Raw genomic sequence first — 16063 nt, 5'->3', positions numbered from 1 at the left:
TAAAGCTTAGTTTTGATATTGAGGTAATTTGGCATTAGATTCATCAAGAATATGATGTAGTTTCTTACTCCACTCATCAAATCCTTCTGGAGATTCAGGATATTCGTAATAGTGTTTTGTTAAGAGTCTGTTTTGTTGTGTAGTAAAACGTAAACCATCAGCTAGTTTTTTGTTAAGCGCACCTCTGATCATCATTCCTAATTTTGTAACGTTTGAAAAGTCAGGATGTTCTCCTTTTGAAATTGCTTCAACGTCTAGATTCCCCAAAAAGTGTTTCATTCCATAACTGATTTGTTCATTGGTGAGAGTTTGAATTAATTTTCTAAAAATTTCTAATCCAGCTGTTTTGTAACCGTATTCATTAATGAATTCTTTATTGTATTTCCATAATCCTTTTTCTGTAACATCTCCTGACTGGATTGCTTCTACTACACATTTTCCAACAATAGTTCCAGCAACTAATGCTGGTCCAATCCCTCCGGCATCAAGAGGTTTTGGCATCCATGCAGAATCCCCGACTATTACAAATCCATTTGCTACCATACAATCATTTTGTCTTCTGACCGAAACTTGGAAATTTCCAGTTGCATTATTCTTATCTTGAGCATCTTCTGATAGTCTTGCATTTTTAATTGCTCGATTTCTTTCAACGTATTGATTAATTAACATGGATACATTATCGTTTTTTCCTAATCTCTGATTTCGTTTTTCAAGAAGTGTTTTTTCAACCCCAAGACCTATGTTTACTTTATTTTTTCCTTTAGGAAATACCCATCCATATCCACCTGGAGCAATATCTTGATCAAGATGAATTATGCAATAATTTGGATCAAATTCTGTTAGATCTTCTTCTCCTTGGTCAAAATACATGATATGTCTTCCTGTTGATTCTACATCTGTACGATCTATTTTTTTTTCCATTTTTGTTGTGTTGGAAATTTGATTTCGAAGCATAGATGTCATTCCAGTTGCATCGATTACAACTTTGGCTGTCTTTTTGTATGGTGTTTTTGTTTTGTTGTTGATTCCTTGAACTCCAATTACTTGATTTCCATCATAAACTAATCCAGTAAGATTAACTTCAAAATCAAAATCTACTCCCATTGCTAAAGTTCTTTCATTTTGACGTTCTGGCAAAACTTGTCTATTGAGCATATATCCAGCACCATCAAATGGAATGGATGTTTCTCTATCTGGAGAAAATGCCATTACTCCTTTTACTTTATGTTCAATTTCTGGCTCACTCCAGTTAACTTTAATTCTATTTGTCATGTAGTCTACAGCTTCTTTACTAACTGCATCTCCACATATCCAACCTGATACACTTTTAGATCCTGGTAAATTTGAAGGGCTTCTATCAATAACTAGAATTTTTAATCCTTGATTTGAGTAATGTGAAACTGATTGAGCAGCTATAGTTCCTGCTAATCCTCCTCCAGCTATAATGACGTCGTAATCTACCACAAAAGAACGCGCCGTTTATCCGTATTTAAAATAATACCATGATTTCAGTGAGAACAATTTTGATCTTTATAATAAATTCAAAAACGGGGTCGGTTCGTCGCGGCGTCTTCAAAGCTTTTGCTCAGACTGGAGCGGCTATTATCTCCTCATTCCCAAATTGAATTGCTTTCTTATTCCTATTTAATCTAGTTGGCAATTTGGAATAGCTGCCTGAATATCTTGACAGTATCTTTTTTATTATAAATTGGTGTATGAATTTTCACTTTTATTGCATCTCTTTCACTTAATACTATATTTCCTTTGATGAATTCTTGTTTGTCTAATCTAATATGAAGCCTGGAATCTACTGTTCTTTCTTCTATCTCTTCTATTAATTTGATAATTTGTTCTTTTGATATAGCTTCAATTAATCTTACGACAAATTTTTGAGCCTCCTTTTTTTCAATTTTCCTACTTAGTATTGTTATTGTATTCTCAAAATGACCCAGGGTTTCATTAACTGTGAAACTATCATCTAACTCAAATATGTCATCAAATGATTTTAAGAATTTAGAAACATCTTCAGTTGCATGTATAATTACATCAATTGTAACTTCTAGCTTGTCAACCATTAGCTGAATGAATACAATTGTTTAGGCTTCAAGTAATGCTATTTCTTTTTCTGCAGTTCTAATGAGTTTGACTTTCTCTAGACCTACATGTCTTACTCTAATAACTTTCTTAAATGCAGCCATGATATCGGAATTAATCTTGCTATAACATGTAGCCTGAACAAACTGGTCGATTGTCATTTGAGGTACAGTATTGTTAATTACATCTCTAGCAATCAATCTTAATGCATGTTTTCTAGATGTGTTAAGTTGTCTATGTGTGAGTGCAAGTATTTTAATTCTAAAGACATAACCATCTTTTGTTTTGATATCTATAATGAAATTGATTTTAGATGAACCTCGTCTTACCAAACTACGCAAAAATTCTTTAGAATATTCATATCTTTTAAAAATCGTAGTAACTTTATCTTCTTCTACTTTGTTTATTTGGAAGTAAATCTTGTATTGATGTTGTGATGGGTCTCCTTTTAGAATATCATATAATGTGACTTCTAAAACTCTCCCTACTGCATTTTCATCATCAGTAATTGGAACATAAGCAATTGGAACATTGTTAAATGAATCTGGGGCGCTTACAGTTACCCATTTCTTTTCTCGCCATTTGTCCTTTACGCGTCCTTTTCTACGTGCCAATTATTATCGACCTTTGAATCCAAAATATAAGGGTATGTGACTAGATTATGTTTTTGCCCATGTATTTTTGTAAAACTTTTGGAATAACAATATGTCCATCATTAGTTTGAAAATTTTCCATTATTGAAACTAAAACACGTGATGTAGCAACTAACGTGCTGTTTAATGTGTGTAAATATTGTGTTTCTTCATTTGTTTTATCTCTAAACCTGATCTTTAGTCTTCTTGCTTGATAATCTAAACAATTTGAACACGAAACAATTTCTCTATATGCATTCTGACCTGCCATCCATGCTTCAATATCGTATGTTTTTGCAGATACTTTTCCCATATCTGCTGATGATAATAGCATTACTTTGTATGGAATCTCTAATTTTTGATAAAACTCCTCAGCTACAGATAACATTTTTTCATGTTCTTTCCAGGATTCTTCTGGACGAGCAAAAACAAATTGCTCAATTTTATCAAATTGATGTACTCTAAAAATTCCTTTTTGATCTCTTCCATGTGCACCAGCTTCTTTTCTGAAACATGGACTTACTCCTGCAAATCTTAAAGGAAGATCTTTGCCTTCAATAATCTCATCTGAACGCATTGCTGCCATAGCATGTTCAGAAGTTCCAATCATGTACAGATCTTCATTATCAATTTTGTAAATTACTTCTTCAAAATCATCGGCTATTATTGCTCCTTCCATAGATTGACGATTGATCATATATGGCGGTTGAACTAGAGAATAATTTTTTTCAGCAAGAAAATCTAATGCATAATGAATAAGAGATTGGTTTAATCTGACAAGATCGTTTTTCAGATAATAAAATCTTGCACCTGCAACTTTTGCTGCTCTCTCAAGATCAACTAGATCCAAATTCGCAGAAATGTCTATGTGGTCATTAATTTTAAAATCAAATTTAGGAATTGTTCCCCATTTTTTAATTTCTATGTTGGCATTTTCATCTTTGCCAATAGGTACAGACTCGTGAATCAAATTTGGAATAGTCAATGCTAAATTAGAATATTTTTTTTCCACTTCTCCCTGTAATGATTCTAATTTTGCAAGTTCTCCTGAAATATTTTTCATTTCAGATAAAATTGGCGAAATATCTTCTCCTGATTTCTTTTTTTGAGAAATTTCTAATGCTACTTGATTCTTCTTTTTTCGCATTTCATCTGTTTTGAGAATAAGGTCTCTTCTTTTTTGATCAGACTCTACTAATTCATCAAGATTAAATTCAACTGCTCTTGCTTTTAGCATATCTCTAATTCTTTGTGGATTATCTTTGATTATTTTTGGATCTAACATTACTCAATCACCTTTAATGCAAGCTGAACATGCTCTAAAACTTCATCAATAGTGCCTATCAATTTTTTCATATTCTCTCTACTCTCAAAATTAAAAACTAGTTTGTTATCAATATTTTCAACATTTAGACTTAATCCTTCTGGAAAATTTACATTATCTGGTTCTAACGCTTTTTTTACAGTTTCTGCCTTTTCTTTTGAAAGATTATTGAGAATTACCTGTACTTGGCATGTTAACGACATTTACTTCTAAATAATCTAGAAATCCATCTAATTTGTCTTTAGTTATTTTTGCACCAGCTGCTGCATTATGACCTCCGCCAACTCCATCAAATTTCTCAGCTCCTGTCCTCATTAACTCACTTAAGTTAATCTCTGATTTACATCCAAATGACTTTCTTGATGAAAATTTTATAGTGTTTTCTTCTCCACCTGTCCTTAAAATTATGATTTTTCCGGCATTTTTTGGAGAACCTGCAATTAATGATGAAATTGTACCTGTCATCATCTCTGGTACAATTCCTTCCCCATTTACCATGACACATGTTTTGCTTTCTGAAATTCTCCATCTTTCATTTGTTAAGATATTCATGTACTCTCTAATCATTTTTCTATAATCTGTAAGAATCGTTTCTCCTTCCCTTAGGATCTTATTTCTATCACCCATACAAACAGCAATTCCAACTCCAGAACGATTAATTCGTCCACAGGAATTTAGCATAGTTGAAAATTCTCTTCCATCTCGCAAAAAACTCCTCTTATCTTCTCTTGGAAATGTATAGGTATATCCAATTAATTCTGACATTATCTCTGTTGCATTCTTTCCTGAAGTAAATTTGGTAATGGTTTCAATGACTACTTTTTTTTCATCATCATTTAATTCTGCTGGAACTCTCCACCTGCCTCCTTCTTTTAGTTGTATTCCAGAAGAATTCAAAAGTGATAGGCAGGCATCTCTATTCCAAGTTAAGCCTTCAATAAATGGTTGAGATGTAAATGCTAAAGAATCTGAAATTGGCCTTGTCTCTCTTCCAACCAACAATAAATCTAAATCAATGTCTACTAATCCTTCTTCCTTTGCAGTATTGGCAATTTCAAAATTTTTTCCAACAAACGATTTTCTTTCTCCTTGGTCTTGTCTATCACCAAGAGCTGAAACCACAGCTATTGCAGACAAATCAATATTCTTGTCGTCTAATGCCATTGCTGCAAGATATGCCATTCCACCTGCACAAATTTCTGTACCTCCATCAATTCCATATTTCCATGCATTGATGACTCTTTGATTTTCATGCTCTTTTTCAGGTATTTGGTGATGATCTAATACAATCCAGTTTTCTCCTAACGATTCATCTAAGTTGGTTGCAAACCCACCTGCAAGATCTGTAATTATATGAAAATCTCTGGAATCTTTTTTTAGAGAATCAATAACTTTCTTACTAAATTCTTTTGAAGTTCTAACTGTGCATTTTGCCCCAGATCTCATGAGTGCTTTTGTGATGATGCTCCCAGAGGTTAATCCATCACAATCGATATGAGTTGTAACCGAAATTGATTTTCTTGTTTTTATACAGTCTGAAATTCTATCTTTGAAAAACGAAAGCGACTCATCAAGAGTTTTTGTCATTACTCTAATTGAGCAACTACTGATTTATATTTCCAGTTTTCAGGAATACGATTTATTCTTTTATAGTACACTGATAATCTGTGTACTTTTGCCTCAATTAATTCAAGAGATCTAACATTTCTATTATCTCCCTTGTTTGCCTTTAGGTGTTTTTGAAGACCTACTGCTTTTTTTACAATATTGTCTAGATCTTCTGGCATTTCTGCTTGAAGATTATTTTCCTCTAGTATTTTTCCAAGACTCTTCTTTGTGATCGATTTGATGAGTGGAATTGAATGTTGATCTCTGAGCTTTAATCCAATTTGACTTGGAGATAATCCATCTTTTGAATATTTTACAACTAATTCTTCTATTTCTTTAGGACTAAGTGTGTTCCATGATGGTGCACGAAGTGTAGATGGTCTAATCGTGTGTGATTTTCCATGTCTATGTGTGTGTAATCGTCCCATGATTGGGCTGATTATAGAACAAAATTAAACGTTACTTATTCCGATTCTCGTACATAATGTCTGCATTTTGAAGCTTAGAATAAAAGTTAAATATGTACAATTTTATCAGAACGAACAGGTAAACTGTATGAATACAAAAATACTTTTAGCAGCATCTCTGATTGCTGTGTTCACCATCGGTTACTACGCAGAAAATGCAATCGCATTTGCACAATACATGGGTAACGTTGGTTCAGAAGGAGAAACTGGATCATATACCTTGGAAGAAGCACTGGAGATTCAACGAAGAAGAATTGAAGCTGCAGAAGCTAATCCTGCATCTGGATCAGGTACGCCTTATCTTGATGCAAGTGGTGTGCTTGGTGCAACTATTATTACAGCTGCAGTCTTTGGTGGTATTGCAGGAGCTCTCTTCATTAGAGGAAGATCTGGCAAGTACGCAGCAATGGGACGAGGATAATCAAACCTTACTTTTCTCTTATTTTCTTTGATATACTTTAGTGGATACTGATCTCGTACTTTATGATAATAAAAGAAATGTATATATCGCACAAATAGAGCCAAAATATACAATGACTCCTATCGTAGGAACTTTCCTAAGCATCCTGTCTTCACTTACAGGTCAGTTAGGACCAAACTATGATCCATTATTCTATGATGTAATGATTTACATCTTCGGAACCATAATGTTCTCAGTATTCCTTCTTGGAGTAATCTCATTCTGGTTACGTGTACACGGATGGGCTTACAAAGACAACCGTGAGAGATGGGTCGACGAATTAGACAGACACTTTGAAAGAGAAGGTATCGGTTTAATTCCAGACAACGGTAAATACTGGTAAAATAACTCCTTTCCTCTTTTCATTATTTTTATAATTCTGAATAAACCTGTTTATTCAAGTTTTTTTCTAAAGTCTGATTTGAAAATTTTCTATGACTTAGTTCTGAGGAGGCAGGAAGTCTGTATCCTTTGCCTCATCGTATGCTTTTGAGGTAAACATCGCCTTGTAATGATATCCGTCTTGCAATGGCGTCTTGATAAAATTTTCTGAAATCCTATCATTGACATATATCACAGATTTTGATTCATCCATGTCTCTTAGTGGAAATTTGAAAATCCATAAAAAGTGTCCAATCTCAAAATTAGGATCTTCTTTCCATTCTGCATATGCCGTTCCATCATCACTTAGTGTGTAAATTGCTCTTTGGCATCCACCTTCCATGAAACCAACATTAGCTGGTATGTCTGCTTTTTGATTATCGACATAAATCTCTACAGTAAATGATATCTTCCAATTTCTCTGGATATCGTTGATACATGCACTACGTGGTTGTTCTCCGATAAATGGATTTACAACTAGAATTGTAATTAAAACCGCAACAGCTCCTACTCCTGCACTTAAAGCCAAAAACTGTAATGTCTTTTTTCTCTTATACGGATCCCCGGTTCCTGGCCAAATCATATATGTGATTTTTTTGAGGATTATTTAAAGTCCTTCTGTTAAGTGTCCATTATCTCAATAGTGTCAAACTGGTCTTGGTGGTCTGCCAGAAAATAAGTAATTTCATCTGAATCAATTTCGAGCCATTCTGATTGACCGTAATACGGCAAATAATCTTCAACAAACAGATCTTTTGATCCTGTCATTCTTACTATCATCTTTTCTTTTTTTGAATTAATCCCAAAAGGTAATTTGAGTACTTTTCCTCTTTTCTGATTTTGTATGTTTATTTTATAATTATCATTACGAAACTCAACATCTCCAAAAAAATAACTTTGAAAGATATCTAATTTTTTTATTTTAAAACTTAACATATCCTTTCTATTTTTTTCTTACAGATAAAACTTGGTTGATTGTAATACTATAATCGTAATGAATATCTATAAAATGAAAAGGAAAAGTGGGTGGCTTAGATAACTTGCCAGGGTCGTGTTGCAAACGTGATTACATAGCCAACACCAATGATAATTGATTGATATGCGATGTTGGTATATGGAATTGGTTTGATAATTGGTTCTCCTTCAACAACTACTGTTTGACCTGGACCTAGACCTGGACCTACTTTAGCTACGTTGAGTTGTGTGTGTACGTGATATACACCAGCTTCAAGTGCTTTTGCAGATAATGAATATTCAACAACAGCGTTACCTGGAATGTCAAAGACGTTTCCTGGTGGGTCTCTTGCTAACATCTCCCATCTGTTACCTGCGTTAGTAGATTCTGAGAAAATGGAAATCCATCCTCTAAGGTCTCTTTCTACAAGACTAACTAAAGTACCTTGAACAGTCAAAGTTTCTCCAGTTTGTAGTGATTGTCTATTGAAGGTTTCATCTTCGATTCTGATGAAACGACTCTGAAGTTGTGCTTGGACACCGTGTGCATCTGCAGTTGGAATTATGGATTCAACCCAGTTGAAACCAAGTGTACCTAATGCAAGTACAGCAGCGAGTCCTAATACGAAAATCTTTTTTTCGACCATAGTCCTAATATTCAGAATGATAATACACATTGTTATATATTTTACCTTGATAACGAGGATCGATACTTCGTAATGATGATCATCATCGATGATTAACATTAAAATTAACAAAAATTAAGTATAATTATTTCAAAATATCTTGAATTTTATATGAAAAATTCCAATAATTTATTGTTTCATTGATCAAAATTCTGATAAAATATTATAATTTCAAAACCTTTGCTTTATATCCAGAATTAACACTAAAGTCAACATGGCACAGATGCCCGCATTAATCCCAAAAGAAGTTGAGATTCAGAGACTAAAGAAAATCTGGCTCATCGTCATTGCTATGGGATCCACTGCAGCATCAGTCGAAGTAGATAACTTCGTTGATGGTTCTTTACATCAAACCTCTATCAGAGATAGTGCATTTACACCAGCACACTGGTGGCTATACTCCCACTTCATCACATTACCACTTGGATGGGCAGCAGCAGCAATCTATGATAGAAAAGTACCAGTACTCAGAGGTCCAAATAATTCAATTAACACTGGATTGAAGATGACCATTCTTGGTTACCTTGCAACCATGTTTACAATTGGAGTCAATGAGATGTGGCACTTCTGGTTTGTAGAAGAAATCTTTGCAGTACCAAATCATTGGATGTTTAACATGGGTGTCGTAGTAGCATTCATGGGTGCACTAGCATACGTAGTTAGAGTATATGCTCGACTCGTAGAATTAGGTGCAGAAACTCCAGGTGAGAATCCGTACGTTGCAGAGATGTACAAGATGGCTTTAGAAGGCAAATTGTACAGCAGAGCAATTCCATAGACACAAAGTGCATTAGCACATTTTTTCTCTTTTTCTTCTTTTCAATATCACGAAGATCGTACTGGGTCTCACATTTAAGAAAGATTTAAAAGGATTCTGATTAGTATAATTCCAGAATGACTCTTCCGAAAGGATTTGGTTCAAGTGGCGCAGGTGGCGCATCTAGTTCCGATGTAGAAAAAATGATTGGTCGACGTGTCGAAAATATGACAGGTATGATCACCATATCTTACATCGCAGCTTGGTTAGCAACTTTTGGTGGTACTGCAGCAGGATACTTCTATTATCCATGGGCATATCCAACAAGCAGTGGTCACTATGCGTTCATCGTTCTAACAATTATCGAAGCAATCGGTTATCTCTTCTGTGTTAAAGTTATGGAAGAGGGCTCTAAGAAGAACAGCAATGGAATAGTTGCTGCAACTCTAGCCGCAACCGCTGTGGGTACTGTACTTATAGTACTATTTGTTGGACATTAGAAGGAAAATCCTTCAGTTCTTCTTTTTACTTTATTTTAAAAAAATTAACGATCTCCACCACACTCTAAAATTTTATATACTGACCGTTTATTCTACTTGATAATGGTCTGGCTAAGACGATGTACTCACTACTTGTTCATAGTAGTAGTTGCAGTTAACTCTACACTGTTAACAATTAATGCAGGAGACTACATTTTCTATACTGACTGGGCTTGGACATCGTTTACGGTATTTTCAATATCGCAAACTTTGATGCTTTGCGTAGGTGCAACATATTACCTAACGTTTACAGGCGTTCCAGGAACAGCGACGTATTACGCCCTAATTATGACAGTATACACATGGATAGCAAAAGGTGCATGGTTTGCTCTAGGTTATCCATATGACTTCATTGTAACACCAGTTTGGTTGCCATCAGCAATGTTGCTTGATTTGGCATATTGGGCTACAAAGAAGAACAAACATTCATTGATACTGTTTGGCGGCGTACTTGTAGGAATGTCTTTACCATTATTCAACATGGTAAACCTGATAACAGTAGCAGACCCACTAGAAACGGCATTCAAATATCCAAGACCAACATTGCCACCATACATGACACCAATAGAGCCTCAAGTAGGTAAATTCTATAACAGTCCAGTAGCACTGGGTGCAGGTGCTGGTGCAGTATTGTCAGTTACGTTTACAGCATTGGGTTGTAAGCTGAATACTTGGACATACAGATGGATGGCCGCTTGGTCAAAGTGGGACTAAAACTTCAACCCTTTCCTTTTCATTTTATTATTTTAGTTTAGAGTATTCTATACATGATTTTAGAATTTGATTAAAAAATATTGTACATATTGTGATCTTTTGTTGTCTCTTTTGACAATATGCGTTATTGTGATGATATCATGTGAAGCAACAATATGAACAGATTTTTGTTACTCCGAAACCATTTGTAAAATGGGCCGGAGGAAAAAGACAGTTAATTCCAATATTGCATCAAAATCTTCCCAATGCTTTTGGTACGTATTATGAACCATTTCTTGGTGGAGGTGCTTTACTTTTTCATATTCTTACTGATAAAAATGGTCAAAAATGTAGTATCTCTGATCTAAATTCTGATCTTGTATTGGCATATACAACAATTAGAGATAGAATTGATGCATTAATTTCATCTCTGAAAAGTCACGAAAAAAATTATCAAAAAGATTCCAAATCATACTATTATTCTGTAAGAGAAAGCAATCCTAGAAATGAAGTTGAAAAAACATCTCGATTAATTTTCTTGAATAGAACTTGCTTTAATGGGCTTTACCGAGTAAATAGTAAAGGAAAATTTAATGTTCCATTAGGAAAATACACAAACCCAAACATAGTAAATGAAGAAAATCTTCGTGTTGTAAGCAACATCTTGCAGACAAATAGAATCTCAATCAAATGTAGAGATTTTGAGTCAGTTCTAAGAGATGCAAAAAAAGGGGATCTGGTATATTTTGATCCTCCATATCAACCAGTAAGCTCTACTGCAAATTTCACGAGTTACACTACAAAAGATTTTACATATGATGACCTTACTAGACTATCTGAACTTTGTTTGAAATTAGATTCTAAAGAATGTCATGTATTATTGTCCAATTCTGACTCTAAGGAAGTATCTGATATCTTTGCAAAAAAACCATGGAAAATCACTAGGATAGAAGCAAACCGATCCATTAATTCAAACTCTAAAAAAAGAACTGGCCATTTTGAACTTTTAATAAAAAATTATTGAAAGCTCCGAACGGGATCTGAACCCGCGACCTTTACCTTACCAAGGTAACGCTCTACCAGGCTGAGCTATCGAAGCACAAATTTCAGCGTTTGAAAATCCTTATAATTCTTGATTATGTCTCAAAACACTCTAAACTGTTAAATTTCACACAAAATTCTACCTTTTTGGAGGAGTAATCAAGCCTGGCCAAAGTAAGCACATAGTGCTTTTGGACATGCAGGACTTAAGATCATAAAAATGGGTGATCCTGTCTCTCAGGAGTTCGTGGGTTCAAATCCCACCTCCTCCACTGCTAATTTATTTTGGATGTCTAATTCCTCTAGAATTCAAAATTTCATAAACGTCTGGAAGTGAAAATACAAATCCAATATGAACACAATCTTTCTCTTCGCAAAGCTGACAAAACAATTCTCCTTTTTGTACTGCAACTTCAGCTATTCTGTTTTTGATATTGTCTTTTAGTATAACACGATCATCATCAATTGAAATCTTCTCAATCTTTGGAGCATATCTTGCAAATGTTTTGTCTTTTTGCATCATCTCCTCTAACATGTAAGTTACATAACCTGAAAAACTGTTAACGCCTTTCATTGCAAGGTTGTCTTTATTTTTCTGATAAACATCTTGGAATTTATCGTAGACGGTTTCAGATACAGTTATTGATTTGAATCCAGCTTTCGGCAATTTACTTTTCCTTACCGTACATTAAAGTACCGGACTATATAAGATTTTATTTTATGGGTACTGTTACCTTCTCGGTTGGATTTTCTTCCTGTTACCCCTCGGTTGATAGAATAATTTACGCATAAAAAATATGTAATAAAATATTACACTCATACGGATTTTTCAAAAAATTAATTAATTAGGATTTTTGAGAATTTTTAGATGACTCAAAGCAAAATCGAAAAGGAAATGGAAGAACTACTGATTAAGGAACTAGCCCAACTACTTGCAGAGGTTCACGAAGCTGTAGAAAAGAAAAAACAGTTAATGAAACCTATGGAGATAGTTCACAGATTACGAAAGAATTGATTATATCAGATAATCAATAAACACCAGAGTAATCTTGAAACATACTCTGGTGAGTCTCTTTATTTTCTGTTTGCGTTCTGAATTACTGTAATCCATTTGTTGTCTCCATTGATTTGAATCCCACAAGCTTCTGATGGGGTCTTACCATCTAGTGCCATGTGAGGTCTAACGTAATTATGATAGATTTGATAACCGTCAAATATTACAGAATCTATTTGTTATTTCCTTTAATCTCCGTTCTACAAGCCTCATATGAAAATTAGTCTTTATACAATACCTTGACTTTGGAGCAGTATGGGTAAAGGATACGAATCTTCAGAAATTAGGCAGAAGTTGATTGAACTACTTGAGGATTCTAAAAGTGGAATGTCTGGTGTTGAAATTTCTAAAAAACTTGGTGTGAATAGAACCACCATGACAAAATATCTCAAAGTATTTGCTGCAGAAGGATTCCTTCGACAAAACAATATTGGAAATATCACATTGTGGTTTTTAGAGTCAGGACAAGAGGCCTATTCTTTTCCTGATGATTACTTTAAAGTTGCACCACAATTTCTTGATAAATTAATCAAAGTACAGGAGACTCAAATTTATTCACTGATTAAAAACTGTATTAACTCTGGTGCAACTGTTCCAAAACTTGTTACTGAAGTGATAATTCCATCTGTAGAATCAATTCAAAAATTATACGATGATGGAAAAATTGGGAATACTGAGCAAAAATTACTACAAAATATTATATCAAAATCACTTCAAATTTTTAATCAAATTTCAATTGATTCAAACCCAAAAAATAACATAATTGTTATTTCAGCTGATTCCCATAGCAAATTGTTATCCGAAGCTGCATCTGCATCTCTGCATTCAGATGGATGGCGAGTTTTTCATTTAGGTGATATGTCGTCTGCAATCAACGTCTTGTTTGATCTTGATTTACAAAAACTCATGGGAAAAATCTGGAAACAAAAATCTGGAATAATGATTGTTCTTGTTTTTTCAAATACTGAAGAAGGGTTACACTTTTTTGCAGAATCTGTAAACTCAATTAAGGAAAAATTAGGAAAAAAAATTCGATTAGCATTGTGCGGAAAAGTTGGAAAAAAGACAAAAATCCAGTCTGATTTAATATCTGAAAGATTTGAAGATGTTCTTCAATGGTCAAAAACGGTCTCTGAGAGTTCAAAATAAAAAGTGGGCCCGATGTGATTCGAACACATGACCTTTCGATTATCAGTCGAACGCTCCAGCCAAGCTGAGCTACGAGCCCTTAATCCAACCTCTTGACAGGACTCATTTAAGTTTAATTTTCCTTCCACTTAATTGAACACCCAATTGATGGGTCAAAATCTTTTTCAATTTTCTCTCCAGATAGTAATTTTTCTATATTCTTACTCATTGTTTTTTCAGTAACAATAGCATCCGGTTTCATTGCATTGTCTATCTTTCCATGAAATACTAGATGTTTGCTGTTATTGAATAAGAAAGGATCTGGTGTACATATTGCACCATACTTCTTTGCAATTTCTTGAGTATCATCAACTAAATAATCAAATTTGAATCCCTTTTCTTTTGCAGTTATTTTCATATTTTCAAAACTGTCTTCTGGATAGTTTTTGGAATCATTACTGTTTATTCCAACTATTGCTATTTTGTCCCCATATTTTTCATACAACTCGTTTAACGCATCTGCTTTTGCCTTGACATATGGACAGTGGTTACACATGAAAATAATTAAAATTCCATGATAATTGCTATAGTCATTCAATGTGTGTTTTTTATCATCAATACCCAAGAGTTGAAACTCTGGGGCTTTATCTCCTGGTTTTAATTTAATTTGAGATTCTAAAAGTACCATGAATTGATACTTTGGTATACAAATAAAATTCTTCTCAAGAAGACAACAATTAAAATCCACACATTATCCCTTCTTGATGTGGGCTGGTAGTATAGCCTGGTAGTATACCCGCCTTGCACGCGGGGGGTCATGGGTTCAAATCCCGTCCAGTCCACTTCCACATCCTTCGATCAATTCTGAATATCGGATTTCTGGATGGATTTAAATAGGATAACTTTTCGTTTTAATCTATGACAAGCGCAGCAGATGCATGGCCAGTTTGGATTCCACTCATTGTTGGATTGGCACCAGGATTAGTTTACTGGTTAGCAATTACAGCAATGAAGAAAAGACGATAAAATTTTTATTTCTTTTAACTTCTTTTTATTAATAATTCAGTGATAACTGGGTTAAACGTTCTTACCTTTCTTGTTGACTATATCATATGTTGCATAAAATTAATCTCTAATCAATAAAATTTACATGAAGAAAATTATTCTTAGCATATTTTTGATTTTAATGTTATTTCCTATAAGCTCAAGTTTTGCTCAAAAAACTGACACATTACCTACGTTATCTGTGATTCTCACTAGTAACGCTCCATATGTTTACCAAGATGAACAAGGTTATACTGTTGTGGTGGGTGAAGTTAAAAATACTAATACCCTTACTTCTGTGACTGATGTACGAATACGTGTAATATTTTATGATGATACTAATCCCGAGCCTCTAGAAATTGTTGAAGGAAAATCCTCTTTGCAAGTAATTCCACCACTTGGAACTTCACCCTATATCATTAAATCAAAAACTCCAAATTCTGAGATTACACATGCCTCTGTTTCTCTTGGGTTATTCAATTCATCGACTTCTAAATCAAACCAACTATCTGTTGAAGTAAGCAATATTGATTTAGATGATACTTTACGTTTTTCAGGTGTTCTAAAAAATGGAGCGGCTCCATCCAATAATACTAATGTCTATCTTTCCTTCTATGATAATTTTCAACCTCCTAGAGTAATTGATGTAATTACAATTCCTATTGGTAGTGTAAAATCAAATGAAACAATAAATTTTAATTTCAATGAAAAAATTCAATCAAGATCAGTAGGATTTACTGTTTCAGCTGAATCAAATGTGTTTTATTCAGAACCTAAAAATGTGATAATTCCACCATCTGAAATAGCAACAAAACTTGTTACAATATCTAAAGTATCTTTACTTGATAAAGAGGGAAAAAACCTTTCAGAAATTAAAGTAGGTTCAACAGTAGTAATTACAAGTGATGCTTGGATTCAATTCTCAGCTGATCAAAAAACTAATGAAACTCCTTATACCTATTATGTTCAAATTAAACAATCTGGGACGCCATATGTAGAATTTATAGGAAAATATGATGGACGATATATTGAAACTGGTCAACAATCCCAGGCAGTAGATTGGATTCCAGAAAATAACGGTTTGTTTTTTATTGAGACATTTGTTTGGGATAGAAACAATGTTCCAATTGCAAATCCAGGACCCATAGTATTGATACTTGTAAACTAGTAGATTTATTTTCATATCTTTTCTATTTGTTAG

General features: G+C 33.9%; 21 protein-coding genes and 4 tRNA genes. 11 read left to right on the top strand and 14 right to left on the bottom strand.

Translation table 11 applies throughout. The features are described 5' to 3' along the window. Positions 1-6: 6 nt before the first annotated feature. The 7 genes from K5782_RS08320 to K5782_RS08290 form a co-directional block, all read right to left on the bottom strand. Positions 7-1464, bottom strand: coding sequence for an NAD(P)/FAD-dependent oxidoreductase (locus K5782_RS08320; RefSeq protein WP_297465708.1), 1458 nt, complete (start codon positions 1462-1464; stop codon positions 7-9). 185 nt (positions 1465-1649) lie between these two features. Continuing rightward, positions 1650-2075 (bottom strand): RNA-binding domain-containing protein, encoded by a 426-nt coding sequence (locus tag K5782_RS08315; RefSeq protein ID WP_297465705.1) that lies wholly within the window; start codon positions 2073-2075, stop codon positions 1650-1652. A gap of 21 nt (positions 2076-2096) precedes the next feature. Next, positions 2097-2708: a 30S ribosomal protein S3ae gene (locus K5782_RS08310; protein WP_297465703.1), complete on the bottom strand. Its 612-nt coding sequence runs from the start codon at positions 2706-2708 to the stop codon at positions 2097-2099. A 40-nt stretch (positions 2709-2748) separates the two neighbouring features. Further along, positions 2749-4011: a serine--tRNA ligase gene (gene serS / locus K5782_RS08305; RefSeq protein ID WP_297465702.1), complete on the bottom strand. Its 1263-nt coding sequence runs from the start codon at positions 4009-4011 to the stop codon at positions 2749-2751. Further along, positions 4011-4253: a KEOPS complex subunit Pcc1 gene (locus K5782_RS08300; protein ID WP_297465700.1), complete on the bottom strand. Its 243-nt coding sequence runs from the start codon at positions 4251-4253 to the stop codon at positions 4011-4013. Before K5782_RS08300 ends, serS begins: the two co-directional genes overlap by 1 nt. Next, positions 4216-5637 (bottom strand): DHH family phosphoesterase, encoded by a 1422-nt coding sequence (locus tag K5782_RS08295; RefSeq protein WP_297465698.1) that lies wholly within the window; start codon positions 5635-5637, stop codon positions 4216-4218. The genes K5782_RS08300 and K5782_RS08295 overlap by 38 nt, the downstream gene beginning before the upstream one ends. Next, positions 5637-6086, bottom strand: a complete 450-nt coding sequence (locus K5782_RS08290) for a 30S ribosomal protein S15 (protein WP_297465696.1) — start codon at positions 6084-6086, stop codon at positions 5637-5639. Before K5782_RS08290 ends, K5782_RS08295 begins: the two co-directional genes overlap by 1 nt. Before the next feature lie 127 nt (positions 6087-6213). Between K5782_RS08290 and K5782_RS08285 the strand changes: the two genes are divergently transcribed. Both K5782_RS08285 and K5782_RS08280 read left to right on the top strand, forming a co-directional pair. Next, positions 6214-6546 (top strand): hypothetical protein, encoded by a 333-nt coding sequence (locus tag K5782_RS08285; RefSeq protein ID WP_297465694.1) that lies wholly within the window; start codon positions 6214-6216, stop codon positions 6544-6546. 112 nt (positions 6547-6658) lie between these two features. After that, positions 6659-6928 (top strand): hypothetical protein, encoded by a 270-nt coding sequence (locus K5782_RS08280; protein ID WP_179366374.1) that lies wholly within the window; start codon positions 6659-6661, stop codon positions 6926-6928. Positions 6929-7024: 96 nt separating this feature from the next. On the opposite strand, the gene K5782_RS08275 is transcribed toward K5782_RS08280, so the two are convergent. The 3 genes from K5782_RS08275 to K5782_RS08265 all read right to left on the bottom strand — a co-directional run bounded on the left by K5782_RS08275 (position 7025) and on the right by K5782_RS08265 (position 8567). Next, complete coding sequence (locus K5782_RS08275) at positions 7025-7549, bottom strand: hypothetical protein (RefSeq protein ID WP_297465691.1); 525 nt, start codon at positions 7547-7549, stop codon at positions 7025-7027. Positions 7550-7587: 38 nt separating this feature from the next. Next, positions 7588-7902, bottom strand: coding sequence for a hypothetical protein (locus tag K5782_RS08270; RefSeq protein ID WP_297465689.1), 315 nt, complete (start codon positions 7900-7902; stop codon positions 7588-7590). 95 nt (positions 7903-7997) lie between these two features. Further along, complete coding sequence (locus tag K5782_RS08265; protein WP_007551342.1) at positions 7998-8567, bottom strand: methane monooxygenase/ammonia monooxygenase subunit B; 570 nt, start codon at positions 8565-8567, stop codon at positions 7998-8000. Positions 8568-8820: 253 nt separating this feature from the next. Between K5782_RS08265 and K5782_RS08260 the strand changes: the two genes are divergently transcribed. The 4 genes from K5782_RS08260 to K5782_RS08245 all read left to right on the top strand — a co-directional run bounded on the left by K5782_RS08260 (position 8821) and on the right by K5782_RS08245 (position 11619). Next, the gene (locus K5782_RS08260) at positions 8821-9384 is read left to right on the top strand and encodes a methane monooxygenase/ammonia monooxygenase subunit C (RefSeq protein ID WP_007402982.1); all 564 of its coding nucleotides are present in this window, start codon (positions 8821-8823) and stop codon (positions 9382-9384) included. Between the two features lie 116 nt (positions 9385-9500). Beyond that, positions 9501-9863 (top strand): hypothetical protein, encoded by a 363-nt coding sequence (locus K5782_RS08255; RefSeq protein ID WP_179365358.1) that lies wholly within the window; start codon positions 9501-9503, stop codon positions 9861-9863. A 102-nt stretch (positions 9864-9965) separates the two neighbouring features. Then, positions 9966-10616 carry an ammonia monooxygenase gene (locus tag K5782_RS08250; protein ID WP_048110034.1) on the top strand — a complete coding sequence of 217 codons (651 nt, stop codon included), beginning with the start codon at positions 9966-9968 and terminating at the stop codon, positions 10614-10616. Between the two features lie 142 nt (positions 10617-10758). Further along, positions 10759-11619, top strand: coding sequence for a DNA adenine methylase (locus K5782_RS08245; protein ID WP_297465684.1), 861 nt, complete (start codon positions 10759-10761; stop codon positions 11617-11619). A gap of 1 nt (position 11620) precedes the next feature. Here the strand turns inward: K5782_RS08245 and K5782_RS08240 are convergent. Continuing rightward, positions 11621-11694 (bottom strand) — tRNA-Thr (locus K5782_RS08240). Between the two features lie 91 nt (positions 11695-11785). On the opposite strand from K5782_RS08240, the gene K5782_RS08235 reads away from it, so the two are divergent. Further along, a tRNA-Leu gene (locus K5782_RS08235) sits at positions 11786-11908 on the top strand. An 8-nt stretch (positions 11909-11916) separates the two neighbouring features. Here K5782_RS08235 and K5782_RS08230 read toward each other — a convergent pair. Beyond that, on the bottom strand, positions 11917-12303 hold the full coding sequence (locus K5782_RS08230; RefSeq protein ID WP_297465682.1) for a hypothetical protein: 387 nt from the start codon (positions 12301-12303) through the stop codon (positions 11917-11919). Between the two features lie 201 nt (positions 12304-12504). Here K5782_RS08230 and K5782_RS08225 point away from each other — a divergent pair, with 201 nt between their 5' ends. Together K5782_RS08225 and K5782_RS08220 are read left to right on the top strand one after the other, a co-directional pair. After that, positions 12505-12651 carry a hypothetical protein gene (locus K5782_RS08225; protein ID WP_297465680.1) on the top strand — a complete coding sequence of 49 codons (147 nt, stop codon included), beginning with the start codon at positions 12505-12507 and terminating at the stop codon, positions 12649-12651. A gap of 294 nt (positions 12652-12945) precedes the next feature. Next, positions 12946-13839: a helix-turn-helix domain-containing protein gene (locus K5782_RS08220; RefSeq protein ID WP_297465678.1), complete on the top strand. Its 894-nt coding sequence runs from the start codon at positions 12946-12948 to the stop codon at positions 13837-13839. Positions 13840-13843: 4 nt separating this feature from the next. On the opposite strand, the gene K5782_RS08215 is transcribed toward K5782_RS08220, so the two are convergent. Together K5782_RS08215 and K5782_RS08210 are read right to left on the bottom strand one after the other, a co-directional pair. Then, positions 13844-13918: transfer RNA gene (locus K5782_RS08215), tRNA-Ile, on the bottom strand. A 33-nt stretch (positions 13919-13951) separates the two neighbouring features. Continuing rightward, complete coding sequence (locus K5782_RS08210; protein ID WP_297465676.1) at positions 13952-14506, bottom strand: thioredoxin family protein; 555 nt, start codon at positions 14504-14506, stop codon at positions 13952-13954. Positions 14507-14586: 80 nt separating this feature from the next. Here K5782_RS08210 and K5782_RS08205 point away from each other — a divergent pair. Next, positions 14587-14660: transfer RNA gene (locus tag K5782_RS08205), tRNA-Ala, on the top strand. A gap of 308 nt (positions 14661-14968) precedes the next feature. After that, complete coding sequence (locus K5782_RS08200; protein ID WP_297465674.1) at positions 14969-16030, top strand: hypothetical protein; 1062 nt, start codon at positions 14969-14971, stop codon at positions 16028-16030. Positions 16031-16063: the final 33 nt, after the last annotated feature.

It is taken from the genome of Nitrosarchaeum sp., from assembly GCF_025699065.1.
Classification (GTDB): Archaea; Thermoproteota; Nitrososphaeria; order Nitrososphaerales; family Nitrosopumilaceae; genus Nitrosarchaeum.
The sequence above is the reverse complement of the archived record's forward strand: the minus strand, read 5'-3'. Positions and strand labels throughout refer to the sequence as shown.

What these genes read in the sequence shown, in the direction of transcription:
- K5782_RS08220 (WP_297465678.1), top strand. Translation starts at nt 12,946, where the DNA reads ATGGGTAAAGGATACGAATCTTCAGAAATTAGGCAGAAGTTGATTGAA.
- K5782_RS08210 (WP_297465676.1), bottom strand. Translation starts at nt 14,506, where the DNA reads ATGGTACTTTTAGAATCTCAAATTAAATTAAAACCAGGAGATAAAGCC.
- K5782_RS08255 (WP_179365358.1), top strand. Translation starts at nt 9,501, where the DNA reads ATGACTCTTCCGAAAGGATTTGGTTCAAGTGGCGCAGGTGGCGCATCT.
- K5782_RS08250 (WP_048110034.1), top strand. Translation starts at nt 9,966, where the DNA reads ATGGTCTGGCTAAGACGATGTACTCACTACTTGTTCATAGTAGTAGTT.
- K5782_RS08275 (WP_297465691.1), bottom strand. Translation starts at nt 7,549, where the DNA reads ATGATTTGGCCAGGAACCGGGGATCCGTATAAGAGAAAAAAGACATTA.
- K5782_RS08290 (WP_297465696.1), bottom strand. Translation starts at nt 6,086, where the DNA reads ATGGGACGATTACACACACATAGACATGGAAAATCACACACGATTAGA.
- K5782_RS08295 (WP_297465698.1), bottom strand. Translation starts at nt 5,637, where the DNA reads ATGACAAAAACTCTTGATGAGTCGCTTTCGTTTTTCAAAGATAGAATT.
- serS (WP_297465702.1), bottom strand. Translation starts at nt 4,011, where the DNA reads ATGTTAGATCCAAAAATAATCAAAGATAATCCACAAAGAATTAGAGAT.
- K5782_RS08265 (WP_007551342.1), bottom strand. Translation starts at nt 8,567, where the DNA reads ATGGTCGAAAAAAAGATTTTCGTATTAGGACTCGCTGCTGTACTTGCA.
- K5782_RS08260 (WP_007402982.1), top strand. Translation starts at nt 8,821, where the DNA reads ATGGCACAGATGCCCGCATTAATCCCAAAAGAAGTTGAGATTCAGAGA.
- K5782_RS08315 (WP_297465705.1), bottom strand. Translation starts at nt 2,075, where the DNA reads ATGGTTGACAAGCTAGAAGTTACAATTGATGTAATTATACATGCAACT.
- K5782_RS08285 (WP_297465694.1), top strand. Translation starts at nt 6,214, where the DNA reads ATGAATACAAAAATACTTTTAGCAGCATCTCTGATTGCTGTGTTCACC.
- K5782_RS08225 (WP_297465680.1), top strand. Translation starts at nt 12,505, where the DNA reads ATGACTCAAAGCAAAATCGAAAAGGAAATGGAAGAACTACTGATTAAG.
- K5782_RS08280 (WP_179366374.1), top strand. Translation starts at nt 6,659, where the DNA reads ATGACTCCTATCGTAGGAACTTTCCTAAGCATCCTGTCTTCACTTACA.
- K5782_RS08200 (WP_297465674.1), top strand. Translation starts at nt 14,969, where the DNA reads ATGAAGAAAATTATTCTTAGCATATTTTTGATTTTAATGTTATTTCCT.
- K5782_RS08270 (WP_297465689.1), bottom strand. Translation starts at nt 7,902, where the DNA reads ATGTTAAGTTTTAAAATAAAAAAATTAGATATCTTTCAAAGTTATTTT.
- K5782_RS08300 (WP_297465700.1), bottom strand. Translation starts at nt 4,253, where the DNA reads ATGTCGTTAACATGCCAAGTACAGGTAATTCTCAATAATCTTTCAAAA.